The 18,477-nt window shown below is 31.7% G+C and carries 17 protein-coding genes; 10 read left to right on the top strand and 7 right to left on the bottom strand.

All coding sequences use genetic code 11. The annotated features are described in order from the left end of the window. Positions 1 to 70: 70 nt before the first annotated feature. Both BK577_RS17650 and BK577_RS17645 read right to left on the bottom strand, forming a co-directional pair. On the bottom strand, positions 71 to 1,132 hold the full coding sequence (locus tag BK577_RS17650) for a YheC/YheD family protein (protein ID WP_245823582.1): 1,062 nt from the start codon (positions 1,130 to 1,132) through the stop codon (positions 71 to 73). Between the two features lie 59 nt (positions 1,133 to 1,191). Further along, on the bottom strand, positions 1,192 to 1,428 hold the full coding sequence (locus BK577_RS17645) for a hypothetical protein (RefSeq protein WP_078434171.1): 237 nt from the start codon (positions 1,426 to 1,428) through the stop codon (positions 1,192 to 1,194). A 259-nt stretch (positions 1,429 to 1,687) separates the two neighbouring features. Between BK577_RS17645 and BK577_RS17640 the strand changes: the two genes are divergently transcribed. Further along, complete coding sequence (locus BK577_RS17640; RefSeq protein WP_078434170.1) at positions 1,688 to 2,341, top strand: hypothetical protein; 654 nt, start codon at positions 1,688 to 1,690, stop codon at positions 2,339 to 2,341. A gap of 147 nt (positions 2,342 to 2,488) precedes the next feature. On the opposite strand, the gene BK577_RS17635 is transcribed toward BK577_RS17640, so the two are convergent. Further along, complete coding sequence (locus BK577_RS17635) at positions 2,489 to 3,241, bottom strand: YheC/YheD family protein (RefSeq protein WP_169908354.1); 753 nt, start codon at positions 3,239 to 3,241, stop codon at positions 2,489 to 2,491. A gap of 72 nt (positions 3,242 to 3,313) precedes the next feature. Here BK577_RS17635 and BK577_RS17630 point away from each other — a divergent pair, with 72 nt between their 5' ends. Further along, positions 3,314 to 4,390, top strand: a complete 1,077-nt coding sequence (locus tag BK577_RS17630) for a YheC/YheD family protein (protein WP_078434168.1) — start codon at positions 3,314 to 3,316, stop codon at positions 4,388 to 4,390. Between the two features lie 26 nt (positions 4,391 to 4,416). Here BK577_RS17630 and BK577_RS17625 read toward each other — a convergent pair whose 3' ends face one another. Together BK577_RS17625 and BK577_RS17620 are read right to left on the bottom strand one after the other, a co-directional pair. Next, positions 4,417 to 5,415 carry a glycosyltransferase family 4 protein gene (locus BK577_RS17625; RefSeq protein WP_078434167.1) on the bottom strand — a complete coding sequence of 333 codons (999 nt, stop codon included), beginning with the start codon at positions 5,413 to 5,415 and terminating at the stop codon, positions 4,417 to 4,419. A gap of 166 nt (positions 5,416 to 5,581) precedes the next feature. Further along, positions 5,582 to 6,517 carry a Gfo/Idh/MocA family protein gene (locus tag BK577_RS17620; protein ID WP_078434166.1) on the bottom strand — a complete coding sequence of 312 codons (936 nt, stop codon included), beginning with the start codon at positions 6,515 to 6,517 and terminating at the stop codon, positions 5,582 to 5,584. Between the two features lie 185 nt (positions 6,518 to 6,702). On the opposite strand from BK577_RS17620, the gene BK577_RS17615 reads away from it, so the two are divergent. Then, on the top strand, positions 6,703 to 7,380 hold the full coding sequence (locus BK577_RS17615; RefSeq protein WP_078434165.1) for an acyltransferase: 678 nt from the start codon (positions 6,703 to 6,705) through the stop codon (positions 7,378 to 7,380). 78 nt (positions 7,381 to 7,458) lie between these two features. Here BK577_RS17615 and wecB read toward each other — a convergent pair whose 3' ends face one another. Then, on the bottom strand, positions 7,459 to 8,535 hold the full coding sequence (gene wecB, locus BK577_RS17610; RefSeq protein ID WP_078434164.1) for a non-hydrolyzing UDP-N-acetylglucosamine 2-epimerase: 1,077 nt from the start codon (positions 8,533 to 8,535) through the stop codon (positions 7,459 to 7,461). A gap of 210 nt (positions 8,536 to 8,745) precedes the next feature. Here wecB and BK577_RS17605 point away from each other — a divergent pair, with 210 nt between their 5' ends. The 5 genes from BK577_RS17605 (at position 8,746) to BK577_RS17585 (ending at position 15,154) form a co-directional block, all read left to right on the top strand. Next, a complete protein-coding gene (locus BK577_RS17605; protein WP_078434163.1) occupies positions 8,746 to 10,554 on the top strand; it encodes a polysaccharide biosynthesis protein in 1,809 nt (602 codons plus the stop codon). A gap of 21 nt (positions 10,555 to 10,575) precedes the next feature. Beyond that, positions 10,576 to 11,751, top strand: coding sequence for a DegT/DnrJ/EryC1/StrS family aminotransferase (locus tag BK577_RS17600; RefSeq protein WP_078434162.1), 1,176 nt, complete (start codon positions 10,576 to 10,578; stop codon positions 11,749 to 11,751). Positions 11,752 to 11,858: 107 nt separating this feature from the next. Then, positions 11,859 to 12,932: a glycosyltransferase family protein gene (locus tag BK577_RS17595; protein ID WP_078434161.1), complete on the top strand. Its 1,074-nt coding sequence runs from the start codon at positions 11,859 to 11,861 to the stop codon at positions 12,930 to 12,932. A gap of 23 nt (positions 12,933 to 12,955) precedes the next feature. Continuing rightward, positions 12,956 to 14,161: a glycosyltransferase gene (locus BK577_RS17590; protein ID WP_078434160.1), complete on the top strand. Its 1,206-nt coding sequence runs from the start codon at positions 12,956 to 12,958 to the stop codon at positions 14,159 to 14,161. 48 nt (positions 14,162 to 14,209) lie between these two features. Next, positions 14,210 to 15,154, top strand: coding sequence for a D-glucuronyl C5-epimerase family protein (locus tag BK577_RS17585; RefSeq protein WP_169908352.1), 945 nt, complete (start codon positions 14,210 to 14,212; stop codon positions 15,152 to 15,154). Positions 15,155 to 15,162: 8 nt separating this feature from the next. On the opposite strand, the gene BK577_RS17580 is transcribed toward BK577_RS17585, so the two are convergent. Then, positions 15,163 to 15,792, bottom strand: coding sequence for an acetyltransferase (locus BK577_RS17580; RefSeq protein ID WP_078435305.1), 630 nt, complete (start codon positions 15,790 to 15,792; stop codon positions 15,163 to 15,165). Positions 15,793 to 15,988: 196 nt separating this feature from the next. Here BK577_RS17580 and BK577_RS17575 point away from each other — a divergent pair, with 196 nt between their 5' ends. Continuing rightward, a complete protein-coding gene (locus BK577_RS17575) occupies positions 15,989 to 17,290 on the top strand; it encodes a nucleotide sugar dehydrogenase (RefSeq protein WP_245823538.1) in 1,302 nt (433 codons plus the stop codon). Positions 17,291 to 17,329: 39 nt separating this feature from the next. Further along, positions 17,330 to 18,463, top strand: coding sequence for a DegT/DnrJ/EryC1/StrS family aminotransferase (locus BK577_RS17570; protein ID WP_078434158.1), 1,134 nt, complete (start codon positions 17,330 to 17,332; stop codon positions 18,461 to 18,463). Positions 18,464 to 18,477: the final 14 nt, after the last annotated feature.

Genomic DNA, 18,477 nt, shown 5'->3' with positions numbered 1-18,477 from the left:
TTGACAAACATGTCTGTCAGGATTAAAAAAATAAAAAGGTATCCTTTTTATATGAATATAAGGATACCAACTAATATTTACTTTTATTTTTTGCTAAGAATAGAGCATATTCGAGAGGTTTATATACAGAAGGATCATGAATTGATCCCAAAGCCGGATAAGGAATATGATTAACTTCAAATATCCATAATTTACCTTTCATATCTAACCCTAAATCAATCCCTAAATCTGCCATATGATATCCAGCTTGATCAAATGCCTGACAGATTTTATTTCCAATGGAATCAGTTTGGGATTCTAATTTTCTTACGTCAACTTCTGGGAGGAACGAGGAAGAACTACGCAATTGGTCAAATGTATAAATACGAGATACTTTCTTTGGAACAACAATGTTGTTATTAGAGGAAATCCGGAAAAAAACAATGGACTTTTCCCAAACACCGTTAGAATTTTTGTTCATGTTTAATCGAATATCAGTTGCATTATCTTTATACCTTATGGTTTCTATTCCTTGTTGAAGAATATATTGTCCATTCTTAACCTTTGGTTCAATCCAATTCATCAATTCTTTTATTGTATCGAATTTTATCAATACACATTCATTCTTAATTGAGTGAAAAACATCAAAGGTACCGTCATTTCGAGACTGTACTCGGATTATCCCACCACTACTACTGCCGATACTTGGCTTTATTAAAAAGTCTTTGAATAGATTTAATTGTAAAGCTAATCTCTCAAGTTGAATTTTGTGAGTTATTGGTAGATGTTGTTTAATTATTTTGTGAGCTGAGAGAAATTCCCACCCTTCCCACTTATCAAATAAAAAATTATTAAAGAGATTTACTCCGAATATATCTTTTAATTTATTTATAATATTTTTATTTAAAAAGCCTTGTATAAAGGCGACATGTGGTAGAGGATATATACCATCGTCCCATTCTAGAGATTTCCTATTAAATTTTTTTCCTGCTACTGAATAATTAACTACGTCTATTTTATCCCAGTGAAAGCATATAAAATCTACGTATTCATAAGGAAAATACTCAATGTATTTTCTTATTCTTTCTGTTGTTAACCCGATCAATTTATCGTCACGAATGCATATTCCAATTACTACTAGACTCATTTTCATCACCTAATGTAACCACCCCTAAAAAATAGAGGTGGCCATTCTTTAATAATAGAACAAGTTTAACCCTCTGTAACAGAAATAGTTAAACTTACGACAGCTCCAACAACAATCTCAATGTCGTCAATCGTTGGGCAAGGAATATTAACTAGAACAAGATCTCCAAGCAAACCACCTAATGGAATTGTTACATCTATCAAACCATCATCTGTCATCGGAACCTGAACAACCAAAGGACCAATAGGAGTACCAGTAACTGTACCAGTTACAGTTACTGTACAAAGAGCACCAACACCCATAGTTTTAAATCTCCTTTCAATACAATATTAGGAAATGTTTTTCCTATTATACAATATGAAATACTTGAATTTATGCTTGTATTAGTGTCATTGGTTTTGAAAAATAGATAAAAGTAATAGTTTAAAAGGATAGTCCATGTACATTATTTAATAATAACGATACGAAGTCATATGTCATCATAATAATCACTTTTTATTAAGTAACTTCATATAGTTTAAAAGATGAACTTTTCAATATGAACTTAAGGGAGTGAAATAGGTGTTTGGATTCGGAAGAAGCGAAAAGGAACCTAATGAAGATCAAAAGTATAGCCAAGATATAACCAATTTACAAAACTTGGTAAGTGAATTAGAAATTAAATTAAGTCACTTTGATAATATGTTTAAACATTTGCAGGATGTTCAGGTTCATCAGGACGTACAAAATGATGTGATTAGTGGACAGCAAATATCAGATATTTATGAAAGGCTACAAGGAATATATGAAAAAGATGAAAGCTATACGGCAAAAATCTTTGAACTCGAAGAGGCAATCAAAGTATGGAAAGAAAAGAGTGAAGCGAATACACAAAATATTCATAAATTAATGGAACGATTAGCTCTCCTTGAAAAAAAACCGGAAGGTGAAATCAAAGTAAATGAAGAAGTTAAAATACCCAGCAAATTAAATCGAAAAAGAAAAATTGAGTTTAAGAATAAAAAGCAGTTATCATCTCTTAGTGGAGACGGTTTTAATGAAACAATTCAAAGGGTAGGTTCGAAGGAAAATCAGAATCACAATAAAAGAAATAAAAAAATAAAGCAACAAGTGAAAAGAGCATCAATGTCACCATCTGATTTCATAACAAATCATTATCCGAAAGTGCAATTACCAAATCAAATAACCACTTTTAATCCATTAAAATATAGCTGATTTACCATTGCACTCTTAAATAGAAGGGGCCACTTTAAACACCCTTTAGTGGCCAATACTTTAAAAACAACAACATTAAAAATTCTTTGAGTGATAGTGGGGAAATAAGGAATTTCACCATTAGTACTTAGTAAAAACATTGATTGCTTATTTTTTTGTTTCATTTTGAATGCGATGTATATTTCTATACATGGGCTTTAGTGATTCTAATTCAAGGAAACCTTTTATTTGAGGGGCTGCATTTACTTCAATTACATAAATTTCACCTTTTTCATCAATCCCTATATCTAAGCCCCAAATTGTTTGCTTTGTAAAATATACATGTAGACATCTTGAAATAGATAAAACAATTTTTTCTAAATTTAATTGAAATTCAATTAGTTCAATATTTTTGATATTTGAAATTTTTAGAGCTTCGTCTACAGTTATTATTTTAGATCCGTGTTCAAAATTTGTTACTGCATATCCCTTTTTTGCAATCCGGCCATACATTCCTGTTATGAGCCATTCATTCTTATATAGCTGTGATATATACCTGAGATCAAATGGTGACCCAAAAATCTTTGCCAAAGGTATATAATATTGAACAATACATGGAATGGAAGGATGTTCTAATTTTTTTAGGTACGTATAGAGTACCTCAATCCCTTTTATATATTTTGTTTTTTTTCCGGGATATAAAAGTTCATATTCTTGTGGGTTGATTTCATTTATCATAATGACACCATTTCCAAGAGAACCTCTACTTGGTTTTACTACAACTTTTTTGTGTTTAATTAATAAATTTGTAAGATGATTCTTTGTTAAAATATTCGTTTCAGGAATATGCTGCTTTAAGTAGGGATCTCTCATGATGAGCTCATTTTTATGAAATTTGTTATTGATCTTATACTTTTCCATATTCATTACTCCTAACATAATTCTATAAGGCTAATTGAGAGTAAGGTAAAAATTTATTATGGGTGATAACATATGAAGAAGAATATTGGAATTTTAGTAAGTGCCTATCTATATAATAAAATTCAAAGGGGAATTGAGACCAATGAATGTATACCTTTTTATGAAGAGGCTTGTGCTCAATATGGATTGACACCATGTTTTTTTCGATTAGCTGATCTTGCCAAAGGAAAAAAACATGTAAAGTCATTGGTTAAAGATGAACATAATCACTACACAATCAAAATAATAAAGACACCTATGATCATCCATAACCGGGTTTTGTTGTACCATAGAAGAGAGCAAGAGAAAATAGTTTCACTTCAAAAAGAAGGTATCAAATTCTATAATGCATTTACAAAGATTTCTAAGCTTACAATTCATCAATACTTAGAAGCGGAGGATAAGTTTAAGCGTTTTTTACCTGAAACCCGTAAGACAAACAAAAATAACTTCTTACAGATGATCAATTTGTACGAAGATCTTATCATAAAACCAAATTACGGAACCCTTGGTAAAGGGATTACACGAATAAAGAGGCATAGTGACAATGTTGGTTTAGTAATTAATGGCAAAAAAAAATACAATATTCCACTAAATGGCAACTGGGCTAGTGAGGTAAACGAAATTATCCTTAATCCAACCAACATTATTCAACAAAGAATTCAATTAGGAACATATGAAGATAAACCATTTGATTTTAGAGTTTCTGTCCAAAAAAATGAACTCGGAAATTGGCAAGTGACTGGCATAGTATGCAAGGTTGCAAATTTAGGTAAATATACAACGAATGTAGCTTCAGGAGGGAGATGTTATGACCCTAAAATTGTGTTAAATCATCTAAAAATGAATACAGACGATATACTAGCTAAGATTAGGTCATTGTCATTAAAGATTGCACAACATCTTGACGGGAAATTAACGAACCTTGCTGATTTAGGACTGGATATAGGAATCACAGAAAAAGGTATTCCAATGTTTATCGAATGCAATTTTCGTGATTTGAGGATAACATTCAAAGAAGCAGCATTATTTAATGAATGGAAAGCTACTTATTTTACTCCCATAAAATATGCAAATTTTTTAATGAATAATATTGAAGATAAAGATTAAGAAAAATATATTGTACTTTATAGTATTTAAATTTCCTCATAGATTTGCTTTAATTTTTTTGCAATTATTCCCGAATCATGATGTGCCTCGGCATAATTTCTACCTTGTTGACCTAAGTGATGCCTCTTTTTGGCATCTACTAATAAAGATTTGAGATTCAAATACAATGTATCAGGATTCGCATTTACAATAGGTAATTCTTGCGGATATTTCTCTATTAAATCGTCCCGAAGGTAACAAATAACTGGTTTACCTAATGCCATGGCTTCCAAACTAAAAACTCCAAAAGAGCCGATTAACAATTGATCAATCACGATATCTGCTGTTCGATATAATTTTAAAGCTTCTTCATGTGAAAGTTTTGTTAGAAGTCTAAATCTAAAACGATGCCCTTCTTTTTGTAGTCGATCAACAGCTGCTAATACATGTTTTGTCCCCTTAACTTTATAATGGGTTGGAGAATGGATTATTAGAGGTTTCTCTTGATGTAGTGAAGGATATTTTGGAAGAAAATGATCTAAATGAATCGCTTGGGGAACGACATGTATTTTTTTATAGAAACCCTCTATATATGGTTTAAGTTCATGATCAGCAACAATAGCGTGATCAATTGAAGCTGATAATTGTTTTAAAATTGAAATTCTCTTATTTTCATCTGAGAATCCTTTTTTTATTTGAACATAAGGATTATTAAAGTTTCTCGCAATAGAAATTCTGCGGACATCAGAACCACGATGTTGAACAATTAATTTCTTACCTTGTGCCTTTAAAAGGGGAAGATCGCTTCTGTCAAACATAAATGTCCTACCGAAATGGAAATGAAATACATCGAATTCTTTACTTGCATCTGTTAGTATGCGATTTAATTGTGCTTTTGTAAGCTCCTTTTGTTCAAAGCAAACATCTGCCTTAAATTTCTGTGTTGAACTCATCATATGATAGGATTTAGAATTAACACCAATTTTCTTTAGGGATTCACACATAGTGATCATCTGTCCGCCGAAACCATAATGAAGGACCCTCATGATAATCTCCCTTCTAACTCAGTTTAATAAATGAGTATTTTGAACAATTAAAAAATATTCTTTTATCCTTAAACAAATAAATCATTGATATAGTCTAAAGTTTTATTTACAAGGAATTATTTAACTACTTTTTTGAAAAATTGAACATACAATATCAAAATAGAAGTTATTTGTGTTTTAGTAAAGAACGACTTATCGCATTTGAGATCTCAAGTGCTTTAATCCCATGAATTGCTGTAACTCTAGGATCGTTATCATTTTTAATACAATTAATGAAACTTAGCAGCTGATTTTTCAGAGGTTGAGATGTTGATGGAACATGATGAGTTTCTGTATGAATAATGGATGTGTTACTTGTTTCATTATTCGATTTTATCACTTTAATTTCATTTTTTAATAAGTCGGCTTCTATATATGAATTTTCTTGAAAAATTTGTATCATTCTTTTTTTATATGGAGCTTTGAAACTTGCAGTAATATGTGCTACTACTTCTTTAGAGGATTTAAGAAGTACCATTGCATGTTTAGGTGTACTTTCAATTATGTTGCCCATCGAAAAAAATGTAGTAATTTCATCATCAAGTAGTTCTTCCAAAATATAAAGATCATGGATCATTAAATCTTGAACAACATCAATATTTTTTAGCTTTTCGTTATATGGACTCATTCTGTGCATATATATGGCAAGAATTTCAGCTTGTGTCATCTTGTTTTTTAGAACTTGAATTAATGGGTTAAATAGTTCAATATGTCCAACCTGAAATTTTATTCCAGCTTTATCAGCTTTTTCTTTTAGTATTTTTGCTTGATCAATTGAAAAGGCAATGGGTTTTTCCATTAATATATGGACTTTATGTTGAATACATAATAATCCTATCTCATAATGAAATTCGGTTGGAACAGCAATACTTACAGCATCTACTTCTTTTAGTAAATCTGTTACATGTTCAAACATTAAAATATTATATTTTTTTGATATTTGTGTTGATTTTTTTAGATCATTATCATAGACTCCAACCAGATTACAATACTGAGCTAAAGTGGAATATGTTAATACATGTTTTTCTCCCATATTTCCAATTCCGATTACACCGACTTTCATATAATACCTCCTAGTTGCCTTAATTCTACTTCTTAGCTTATGCTGTACGGATAAATAGAGTTATTGTCTTTGTTGGATTCATATGAAAAATTGGCGATTGTCTTACATAGATTCTGAATTTCTAGACTGATTTTACTGTTTTGAAAGTTATAGCAGCCTTTCTTTAAAAGAATAGGAGGACAATTATGAAAAACTATCCTGCAAGTATTAAAATAGGTCAAAATGTTGTGATAGAAGAGGGAGCTATTATTGGTGAAAATGTAAAAATTGGTCACAATACAGTAATCCTGAAAGATACTCAAATTGGAGAAAATGTAGAAATTGGCTCAAATTGTGTATTAGGTATTATCCCGGGTGGCAATCGGAAAATGAGGGAAATAAACAGAGTGGATAAACCAGTAGTCATTAATAATGGAGTTAGGATAGGTAACTTAGTATCAATCTATTCGAATACTGTCATTAATGAAAATGTTTTTATTGGTGATCAGGCAAGTATTAGAGAGAATGTCATCATAGGGGAAGAGACTGTAGTTGGAAGATCGGCCATTATTGAACTTAATACTCGAATAGGAAAAAGGTGTACCATCCAAACTTTAGCATATGTAACTGGTGACACTGTTTTAGAAGATCAAGTTTTTATTGGTCCATGTGTCTCGATGTCGAATGATAAATATATGGGAGCGAAAGATTATAATTTAAAGGGTCCTTATATAAAAGAAGGAGCAAAAATTGGTAATAATGCTTCTATTTTGCCAGGTATAAGTATTGGGAAGAGAACGATTGTGGGAGCAGGGTCAGTTGTGACAAAAGATATATTAGATGATGAAATCGTTGTTGGGGTACCAGCAAAACAAAAGCAGTAATAAATTGTAAATAACAAAACCAGTGTCGACATGGTTTCACACTGGATTTGTTATTTATAATGTTTAAAAATGACTCAGTTATTTGAAGTTTAATAAAATGTTAGTCATGATTTTGGAGGAATGACCGTCTCCGAAGATTGCAGGATAATTAGAAGGTTTCTTAACATTTGCTATAGCATGTGAAATGTTACCTAAATTTGATGCACCAACTAATGTATTCCACTTAGAATCAACAGTTTCAGTCCACTCTGTTTCATCACGAAGTGTAATACATGGTACCCGTAGCATATATGCTTCTTTTTGAACACCTCCTGAGTCAGTTAATATCGCTTTTGCGAAATTTTCAATATGAATCATATCAAAATAGGGAAGTGGTTCAATGGTTTTTATATTGGAAGAATGAAGTAAATTCAATAAATTCATTTGTTTAATTTTCTCTTTTGTTCGAGGGTGTATAGGAAAGATGACTTTCATATCCAATTCATTAAATGCTTCGAGAATTGTTTTAAGTCGATGATAGTTATCTGTATTTTCTGCCCGATGAATAGTAGCAAGATAATACTCTTCTTTAGTTAGATTTAAATCTGATAAAATTGTTGAATGGTTTAGTGCATACGATTTATAGAATAAGAGTGCATCATAATTAATATCTCCAGTCAAATATACTCCGTGATTAATACCTTCTTTTTTTAAATTGTTAACTGCAGTTTGAGTAGGGCAAAAAAATAAAGTTGAAAGATGATCTGTTACAACTCTATTAATCTCTTCAGGCATTTTTTTATTGTAACTTCTAAGACCTGATTCCACATGTGCAATAGGAATATTAAGTTTTGCAGCTGATAAACTACCTGCTAATGTGGAATTTGTATCACCATATACAAGTACAATATCAGGTTTTTCTTCTACCATAATCTCTTCAAGCTTACATAGCATTTTAGAGGTTTGTTTACCATGGGATCCAGAACCAATTTTTAGGTGATAATCTGGAACTGGCAGCTTAAGTTCATTAAAAAAAATATCAGACATATTCACATCGTAATGTTGTCCAGTATGAACAATTATCTCTTGTAAATCAGGCTCTTGTACTATTATTTTAGAGAGCATACATGCTTTAATAAACTGTGGCCTCGCCCCTACAACCGTAAGGATTTTCAAAAAAACTCCTCCTTTTTTCTATAAAAAATAGAATGTATAATATTCTATTTTTTATAGAAAAAATGGTTACTAAACTTTTTGGTTAACATAAATAATAATAGGTAAGTGATACCTAAATTTTTATCATGTAGATAATTGTCCCTTACGTAAATGGTAATCAGTGAATAAAATTTATTAACTAAAAACTGAAACTACGGGGGATTTTGAACGATGAATTATCGATTTAAAACATTTCTTTTACCTTTCTTGGATTTATTACTCCTTAGTATTTCTTATTTTTTATCATTTCTTTTTGTTCAATCAGTTGAAGGGGATAACATAGTATTAAACTATGAGATTTTCTTATCCTGGTTTTTTTATTTGTTTGTTAGTTATTGTTCACTATCTAAATTTAGAACATACAAGACAATGTGGAAATACTCGGGTATTCAAGAATTTAGTACATCTATAGCAGCAATTGTAATATCTAACTTTGTTTTTCTTATTTACTCATTTATTTTTCTAACTGGATCTAACTTGCTTTATACATTACCTCTTATATTCATATTTTCAATAGTCACAATTAGTGGATGCAGATTATTACAAATGACAAAAAAACAATCGTTTACTTCAACTAAGTCTAATAAAAAAAGAGCTCTAATTATTGGCGCTGGGGATGCAGGTACACGTATAGCACAACAAATTCTAAGGTCAGAAGATTTAGATTATTCCCCAATTGGATTTATTGAAGACGATCCATCCAAACAAAAAATGGAGTTATTCGGAATTCCGGTGATTGGGAATAGGGGGAATATAAAAAATGTTGTAGAAAAATATAGAATAACAGATATTATTATTGCTATTCCATCTTTAACTAAATCAGAAATGACTGAAATTGTTAATGAGTGTAAAAAAACAGGAGCAAATGTAAAAAGTTTACCACCTGTAAAAGAATTAATTCAATCTGATATTTCGCTTGATAATTTAAGAGAAATCGATTTAAAGGACTTGATTGGTAGAGAACCGATAATGCCAACTAAACGGCTAAAGGAATACCTTAAAAATAAAACAGTTTTAATTACTGGTGCTGGTGGTTCTATTGGAAGTGAACTCTCTAAACAAGTTGCGGAATGTAATCCAAGTAGAATTATCCTGCTAGGACATGGTGAAAACAGTATTTTTAATATTGGTATGTTAATTAAAGAGAAATATCCAGAGTTGGATTCGAAGATGATTATTACTGACATACAAGATAGGGGACTAGTAGAGCAAGTATTTACTAAATATCGGCCTCAAATTGTTTTTCATGCAGCAGCCCATAAGCATGTACCTTTAATGGAAATAAGTGAAGGTTCTGCAATTCGGAATAATGTGTTCGGTACTAAAAATATGGCAGAGATTTCAGATCGCTTTAATGTTGATCGATTTGTATTCATCTCAACGGATAAAGCCGTCCAGCCTATTAATATGATGGGGATGACAAAAAGGATAGGAGAATTGATTATTCAGTATTACTCTAAAATGAGTAAGACCAAATTTTCTATTGTCAGATTTGGAAATGTGTTAGAAAGCAGGGGAAGTGTTATTCCGATTTTTAGAAAACAAATTGAAGCAAAAGGCCCGGTAACAGTAACACATCCCGACATGGTTCGTTATTTTATGACGATACCAGAAGCTGTTCAACTTGTATTGGAGGCTGGGGCACTATCTGAAGGTGGAGAAATCTTTGTATTAGATATGGGTGAACCTATTAAAATAGTTGATGTAGCTAAAAAGTTAATTAGGTTATACGGGTATGAGCCAGAAAAAGAAATAAAAATAGAATTCACAGGTATTCGCCCTGGTGAAAAATTGACTGAGACACTATTTTATGAACATGAAAAATCCAAGATGACAGAGCATCCACATATTGTGATTGCTTTACCTACAAAGACGGACTCATTTGATATTAAACAAGATTTAAATAAACTCGAAGAGGTAATTATTAAAAATCCAGATCAATTACGAAGTGTTATTGTAAACATAATTCAACATAAATAATTGCAAAGAGTATAAAGATCAATGTTTAAGGAAGGTGACAATTTGAAAAACAATCGAATTTTTCTTTCGCCTCCTCATATGAGTGGTGATGAAATTAACTATGTTATTGATGCATTTGATTCTAATTGGATCGCTCCATTAGGGCCTCATGTTGATGCTTTTGAGAAAGAAGTTGCAGACTATGTAAACACAAAAGGTGCACTTGCCTTAAGTTCAGGAACAGCTGCACTACATTTAGCCTTAAAACTAGTAGGTGTAAAAGAAGAAGATGTAGTATTTTGTTCATCACTTACTTTTGTAGGAAGTGCTAATCCGATTCTATATTTAGGGGCAATTCCTGTTTTCATTGATTCAGAATTAGAAAGCTGGAATATGTGTCCAAAATCCTTAAAAAAAGCGTTTGTTAGTATGGAGAACAAAGGGCAGTTACCAAAAGCAGTTATCATTACAAACTTATACGGTCAAAGTGCAGATATGGACCCTCTAGTGAATATCTGTAAAAGCTACAATGTGCCGATTATTGAAGATGCAGCAGAATCATTAGGGGCAACATATAAAAACAAAGCGAGTGGAACTTTCGGAAAATTCGGGGTTTTTTCTTTTAACGGTAATAAAATTATTACAACATCTGGTGGTGGAATGCTAATCTCTGACGATGTAGAAGCCTTAGACAAAGCACGTTTTTTTGCAACTCAATCACGAGATCCTGCCATTCATTATGAGCATAGTTCGATAGGCTATAATTATCGTCTAAGTAATATTTTGGCAGCGATCGGAAGAGCACAGTTAAATGTAATAGAAAAAAGAATTCAAGAAAGAAGAAATATATATTTAAAATACTATCAAGAACTATCCAATATAAAGGGAATTACATTTATGCCTGAAATAAAATATGGATTCTCTACGAGGTGGTTAACAACATTAACTCTTGATGAAAAAGTAACTGGTATTCAATCCAAGAATATTATTAATACCTTATTATTAAAACATAACATTGAGGTAAGGCCTGTATGGAAACCGATGCATTTGCAGCCTTTATTTAAACAATGTGAATTCTTTTCAAATGAAGAAAAGAATGTTTCTGAACATTTATTTGCTAATGGTATTTGCTTACCGTCTGGTTCTAATTTAACCGCAGAAGAACAAACTCATGTTATTTCCTGTTTTTTAAACACAATGCCTAATAGTGGTATGTAACAATAGTGGTGATTTTTCATGATAGTGGTAATATGCCGTGCCAATATCACTTAATTTTCGTATCCTGCCAATAGGAGTGAACATCAATAAAGATAGGAGAAAGGAACATGTCAAAGCTAAACAGTAAGGTCATTATCCCGCAACCATCAGAACAGATTGATTTAAAAAGAATAGGTCGTGTTCTGCATTTACCATATAATCCTGCAGGTCAAATGAGCACACAATCTTTAGAACTAAAAAAATTAGGTGTTTCTTCATCCTTTTGTAATTATTATGAATCAAAGTTTAAATATCCCATCGATATTCCCTCTCCGATATCTAATATACCTGTTAATCAAAGGAAAAAATATATGCATGCTTTTGCTAAGAAGAAAATAAATTATTATAATATTTTTCATTTTCATGGAGGACAGTCATTTACAAGTGCTTTTTATACAGACTTACCGCTTTTGAAAAAAATGGGAAAGAAAATGATCATGAGTTATTGGGGCTCAGAAGTTAGACGATTTTCCATTGCTAAACAGAAAAATCCTTTTGCAATTGTAAAACTTTATAATGAAGACCTTATTACGTCTAGACTCGCAAATGTGTCTCAGTATATTGATACAGTCATTGTGCCTGATCATGAGCTTTTAGAGTATGTATATGGTTATTTTAAGAAAATATATATTGTTCGAGCATCTGTAGAGGGCAGTAATTTCCAACCATTATATCCAAGTGAAAGAAATACTAGACCGCTTATTGTTCATGCACCAAGTGATCGCCGAATTAAAGGTACTGAATTCATTTTAAAGGCCATTGATAATTTGAAAACGAAAGTAGACTTTGATTTTAAACTTATTGAAAATATGTCAAATGCAGAAGTAGTTAACTGGTATAAAAAGGCAGATATAGTTGTTGATCAGCTCCGATTAGGGATTTACGGAACAGTTTCAATAGAGAGCATGCTTATGGGGAAACCTGTTATTTCTTATGTAAGAGATGACTTAAAACAAAAGTATCCATCGGGACTTCCGGTCATTTCAGCTAGCCCCCATACGATAGAGAAAGAACTTTATGATTTAATAAAGAATCCTAAATTAAGGTATGAGCTTGGTGTAAAAGGACGGATCTATGCTGAAAATAACCACCTTCCAGAAAAAATTGCAAGGCAGTTAATAACAGTTTATAACAGTTTATAAACGATTCAGAAAGGATTATTTATATGAAAAAAGTATTGATCATCAGTTATTTTTTCCCACCAATAGGTGCTAGTCAGCGTACATTAAAATTTGTTAAATATCTACCTTCTTTCGGATATTTACCAATTGTGCTTGCTCCTGAAAAATCAAACTATATAAGAAAAGATCCAACTATGCTCAATGAAATTCCAGCCAATTGTAAAGTAATAAGATTACCAAATTGTGAAGTAATTCCGGGTAATCCTTTTGTAAGAGAAGAAGATTTCAAAAAGGGATGGTACCCTCAAGCTATTAAAGCAGGACTTCAGATCATTGAAAAAGAAAATATTGATGTAATCTATACAACTGCTCCACCAAATATATCGCATGTTATCGGATTAAATTTAAAAAAGCGCACGAATACACCTTGGGTTGCTGACTTTAGAGACGAATGGACGACAAACCCATTCATTAAAGGACGTTTTGATGCAGAACTAACAAATTATAATCAAAGGCTAGAAAAACATGTATTATCTGTTGCAGATGGTGTTATTTCAGTAAGTGATCATATATGTGATATATTAAACAATTTATCAGGGGGGCTACCTAGAAATAAATTTCATACAATCATGAATGGGTACGATCCAATGGATTTTACAAATTTAAAAGTAAGATCAAGTAATAAAAAATTTACAATTTGTTATATGGGATCTTTATACGGAATTAGAAAGTCATTTGCAATGAAATTTTTTACTCTTCTTGAAGAAGCTTTAACTAGAAAAGTAATAAACCCACATGAAATTGAATTATTAATAGTTGGTGACCCTGTTAAAAACATTGGACCGACATTAACAAAAATAACAAAAAACACAGGGTATATCCACCATGGTGATGCCTTAAATATGGCAGCTTCTGCAGATCTTTTACTATTATTAATTAACCCTCAAGAAGGAAATCAAACAGTAACAAGTAAAATATTTGAATTAATCAACTTAAAGAAACCAATCCTTGCATTAGTACCTCCTAAAGGGGTTCCAGCAGATATTATTAGAAAAACTGCAACAGGCACCGTCATAGATTCTTCTTACCCTGAAAAGTCGATTGACTATATTAAGAAAGCATATCAAGAATGGAAAACGAAAACAGGTACATTCACACCGAATGTTAGTGAGATTCAAAATTATAGTAGAAAAAAGCTAACATCACAACTTGCTAATGTGATGAATAAAGCTATATCAAAAAACAGGTAGACTGAAAATGTTATAAAACTAATGTTTTTATTGGAAGAGGTGTATACAGTGGAAAATTGGCCACCTTTCACTTATAAAGCTAACTATCAAAAATTAGTAGATGATACACTTGTAGAATATAAAGGAAGGCAAAATTTTCATTCTTATATAAAAAATTACAATCCAACAGAAGATTATTTAAATTGGGGCGCTAATAAAAAATATATTGAAAGCCAATCCATTCTATTTGATCCAGACGGAATACCTAAAGTCAAATATGGGAACGATTATTACTACAATCCTATCATGGTAAGTCAGTTTGCGCTCACACTTCATGGAAGGTATAAAAGAGGAGAAGTCACTGTATCTCAATTCTCTAAAACTGTTGACCTATTAACTGAACTGCAGGAATCCAATGGTTCTTTGCCTTTTCCTTTCACTTTTCATTATTATAGGAAAGTATTTAAACCAGGTTGGATATCTGGTATGGCACAAGGTCAAGCATTAAGTGTATATGCGCGCGCCTTTGAAGTTACTAATAATAAGAAATATATTAATAAAGGGAATAAATGTTTAGATTTTCTTCTAAAACCAATTGAAGAAGGGGGAACTTTAACGAGTTTAAAAGATATTGATGAGTCTCTAACTAACTATTTAATTTTCGAAAAATATCCGGTTGAACCTTCTTCTTATACGCTGAACGGATTTTTATTTACCCTTCTTGGTCTGTATGATTGGTGGAAAGTAACATTAAGTGTTAACAAAAAACATGCACTGCTTGCAGAGAAGTATTTTTATGAAGGGATAAAAACGACTAAGAAAATACTTCGATACTATGACATTGGTGGATATTCAACATATGATTTAGCTCATATTGTTTATAAAATGGATCCTAAAATCTATGCAACTTACCATCCAATTCATATATATTTGTTACATGCTCTTTATACAGTCACAGGAGATAAAATTTTAAGGGATTTTGCGAATTTGTGGGCGTCTTATATAAGAAATTAGGAATACAACTAAATTCCTTTAATAATTCGGGCTGGCGAACCAACTGCTGTACACTCATCAGTTATATTTTGTGTAACCGTTGATCCTGCACCAATAATAGTCCATCTTCCAACAGATACACCAGGAATAAGGACTGCATTTGCTCCAATATGTGTCCCTTCGGCGATTTTAACGTTGCCAGTAAGAGTTGCTGAAGGGGAAATATGGACAAAATCTTGTATATCATTATCATGTTCTATAACACATGATGTATTTAAGATAACGTGGTTACCAATATTTGAGTTGGCATTTATCACAACATTTGGCATGATAACTGTACCTTTGCCAATTTTGGTTTTATTGCTTATTTGAGCGGAAGGGTGAATAAAAGTTTCAAAACTTTCAAGACTAATATTTAATTGGTTTATTATTTTCTTTCTAATTTTATTATCCCCAATACAAACTATGATCTTAAAATTGTTTTTTTTCTTTAGATCTTTCATTGAACTAACAGGTCCATAGTAGCAATTGTTATGTTTTTGAAGAGTATGATACTTATCATCAAATACAGCGAAAATCTTATATTTTTGCTGCAGGTTAATAATGTCAATCACTACTGAAGAGTGACCACCTTCACCAATTAAAGCGACATTATTCATTATTTCATCACCTCTTAATAATAAAGGCTTTACAGATCCTATTTTATGATATTTGTAGATCATAATATTATGCATATAAAATGAATTGAATTTCTAAAAATAAGCCTCTTTTTCAAAATGAAAGTCCAATCAGATTACTTTTCTTTACATAGACTAATGATAAGGAACTAATTAACAAAGAAAAGAGGTAGACAAAGTGATAGCTGAAAATCAATTATTGCATAATATAGCTGTAGTTGGTCTTGGTAAAATTGGTCTTACTTTGGCAGCAGTATTTGCAAATAACAGTTGTAAAGTATTAGGGGCAGACATTGATCCAAAAGTCGTATCATCCGTAAATAATGGAATAAGTCATGTAAAAAATGAGCCGGGTCTAGAGGAATTAGTAGCTAATGCTCATCATAATAAAACATTAACTGCCACTACAATAACATCAGAAGCTGTAGCTCAATCTGACATTGTAATCGTGATAGTTCCTGTATTAATAGATGATAAGAATCACGTTGACTATAGGTATATTGATTCTGCGGTGGAAGAAATTGGGAAAGGGGTTAAAAAGAGTACCCTGGTAATTTTTGAGACAACATTGCCGCCAGGAGATACAAGAAATAGATTTGGAAAAAAAATAGAGGAAGTTTCAGGATTACGAATGGGCACTGATTTTGATTTAGCTTATAGTCCGGAAAGAGTCTACTCAAATAGAATCATAGAGGATTTACAAAATTATCCGAAGATAATTGGTGGTCTTACAGAGAAAAGTTTAAAGAGAGCATCAGCATTTTATCAAAAAACGCTTAATTGTGAAATCATTGAGGTAAGTTCATTAGAAACAGCAGAGTTTGCCAAAGTCGCAGAGTGTGTCTACCGAGACGTTAATATTGCTCTAGCTAATGACCTAGCTAAATTTGCAGATAATATGAATGTTAATATATTGGAAGTAATTGATTCAAGTAATAGTCAGCCATACTCACATATCCATCAACCGGGTATTGGGGTGGGAGGCCATTGCATTCCGATATATCCTTACTTTTTTATCAATAAAGGATTAGTTCAAGGTCTGACACCTTTATCAAGAAAAATAAATGATCGTATGTCTGATTATGCAATTTCAAAAATTGAAAAAGAAATGGGATCACTCCAAAAAAAGAATATACTTATTTTGGGTTTATCTTATCGTGAAAATGTAAAGGAGACAACAAAGTCTACATCACTGGCAATTATCGAAATCCTGAAAGAAAAAGATGTCCAGGTATTTGTAGCAGATCCTTTGTTTGAAAATGAAGAAATAATAAAATATGATGTAATTCCATTTGATATCAATGATCAAACAGTTTCTTCTGAAATTGATATCATCATTCTTCAAGCTTATCATGACGAATTTAAAAAAATAGATTTTGAAAGTTTCACGAAATGTACATTTGTATATGATGGTCGAAATAAATTATCAAAAGAGAAAATCGAAGAATTGGGAATGCGTTATTCTGGCATAGGTAAATAAAAATTAAGAGAGGTAGTGAAGATGGAAGGAGGTAATATAATGGAAGAACAAAACCAACAAAATTTTATCCCAATGGTTGATTTAAAGGAAGAAGTTAATTTAATGGGTCAGTCGATAATAAAATCTGTAACAGACGTAATTGAAAGTGGAGCATATGTGTTAGGAGAAAAGGGTAAAAAGCTTGAACATGAGTTAGCAGGCTATTTAAACGTATCTTATGCACTGGGAGTAGCAAACGGTACAGATGCATTATATATTGCATTGAAAGCACTAGGTATTGGTATTGGTGATGAAGTCATTACAACACCATTCACTTTCTTTGGAACAGCTGAAGCCATTGCCCAAGCTGGAGCTAAACCAGTTTTTGCTGACATAGATGAGGAGACATATAATATTGATCCTTACAAAATGGAAAAAGCCATTACTCCCAAGACGAAAGCGATTATAGTTGTTCACTTATTTGGCCTTTCTGCAAAGATGTCACAAATTATGGAAATAGCGAAGAAACATCACATAAAGGTAATCGAAGATGCATGTCAAGCTATAGGGACAGAATATCAGGGGAAAAGGGTAGGTTCTATTGGTGATATTGGCTGCTTTTCGTTTTTTCCATCAAAAAACTTAGGAGCTTTTGGAGATGCTGGTTTAGTTGTTACAAATAATAAAGATCTTTACAAAAATATGTTTATGCTACGTAACCATGGCAGTGATAAAAAATATCTGCATTCCTTAATAGGGATGAATAGTAGACTTGATGAAATACAGGCAGCTATATTATTAGTGAAATTGAAATATTTTGATGTTTTTCTGCATTTGAGAAAAGAAATTGCGAAAAACTATACAGAAAATATTCATAAGTCTTTAAAAAAACCTAAGATATATGAAAATAGGGAACATACTTTTCATCAATATTGTATTGAATTAGATGAGCGTAATGAACTTTCCGCTTATTTATTGGAAAAAGGGATCTCTTCAGCTATATACTATCCTGTCCCATTACATCTCCAAGAAGCATTTAGCTATTTAAATTATAAAGAGGGAGATTTTCCGCTTGCCGAAACTATAGCTAAACGTATATTAGCTCTACCGATCTCACCAACCATGTCGAGAGAAATTCAGGAGAATATTATTAATTGTGTGAATGAATTTCTTGGAGAAAAAGGATCAAAATAGCTGTCAATTCTGAC

It is taken from the genome of Metabacillus halosaccharovorans (genome assembly GCF_002019635.1).
In the GTDB taxonomy this organism is placed as follows: Bacteria; Bacillota; Bacilli; order Bacillales; family Bacillaceae; genus Metabacillus; species Metabacillus halosaccharovorans.
The sequence above is the reverse complement of the archived record's forward strand: the minus strand, read 5'-3'. Positions and strand labels throughout refer to the sequence as shown.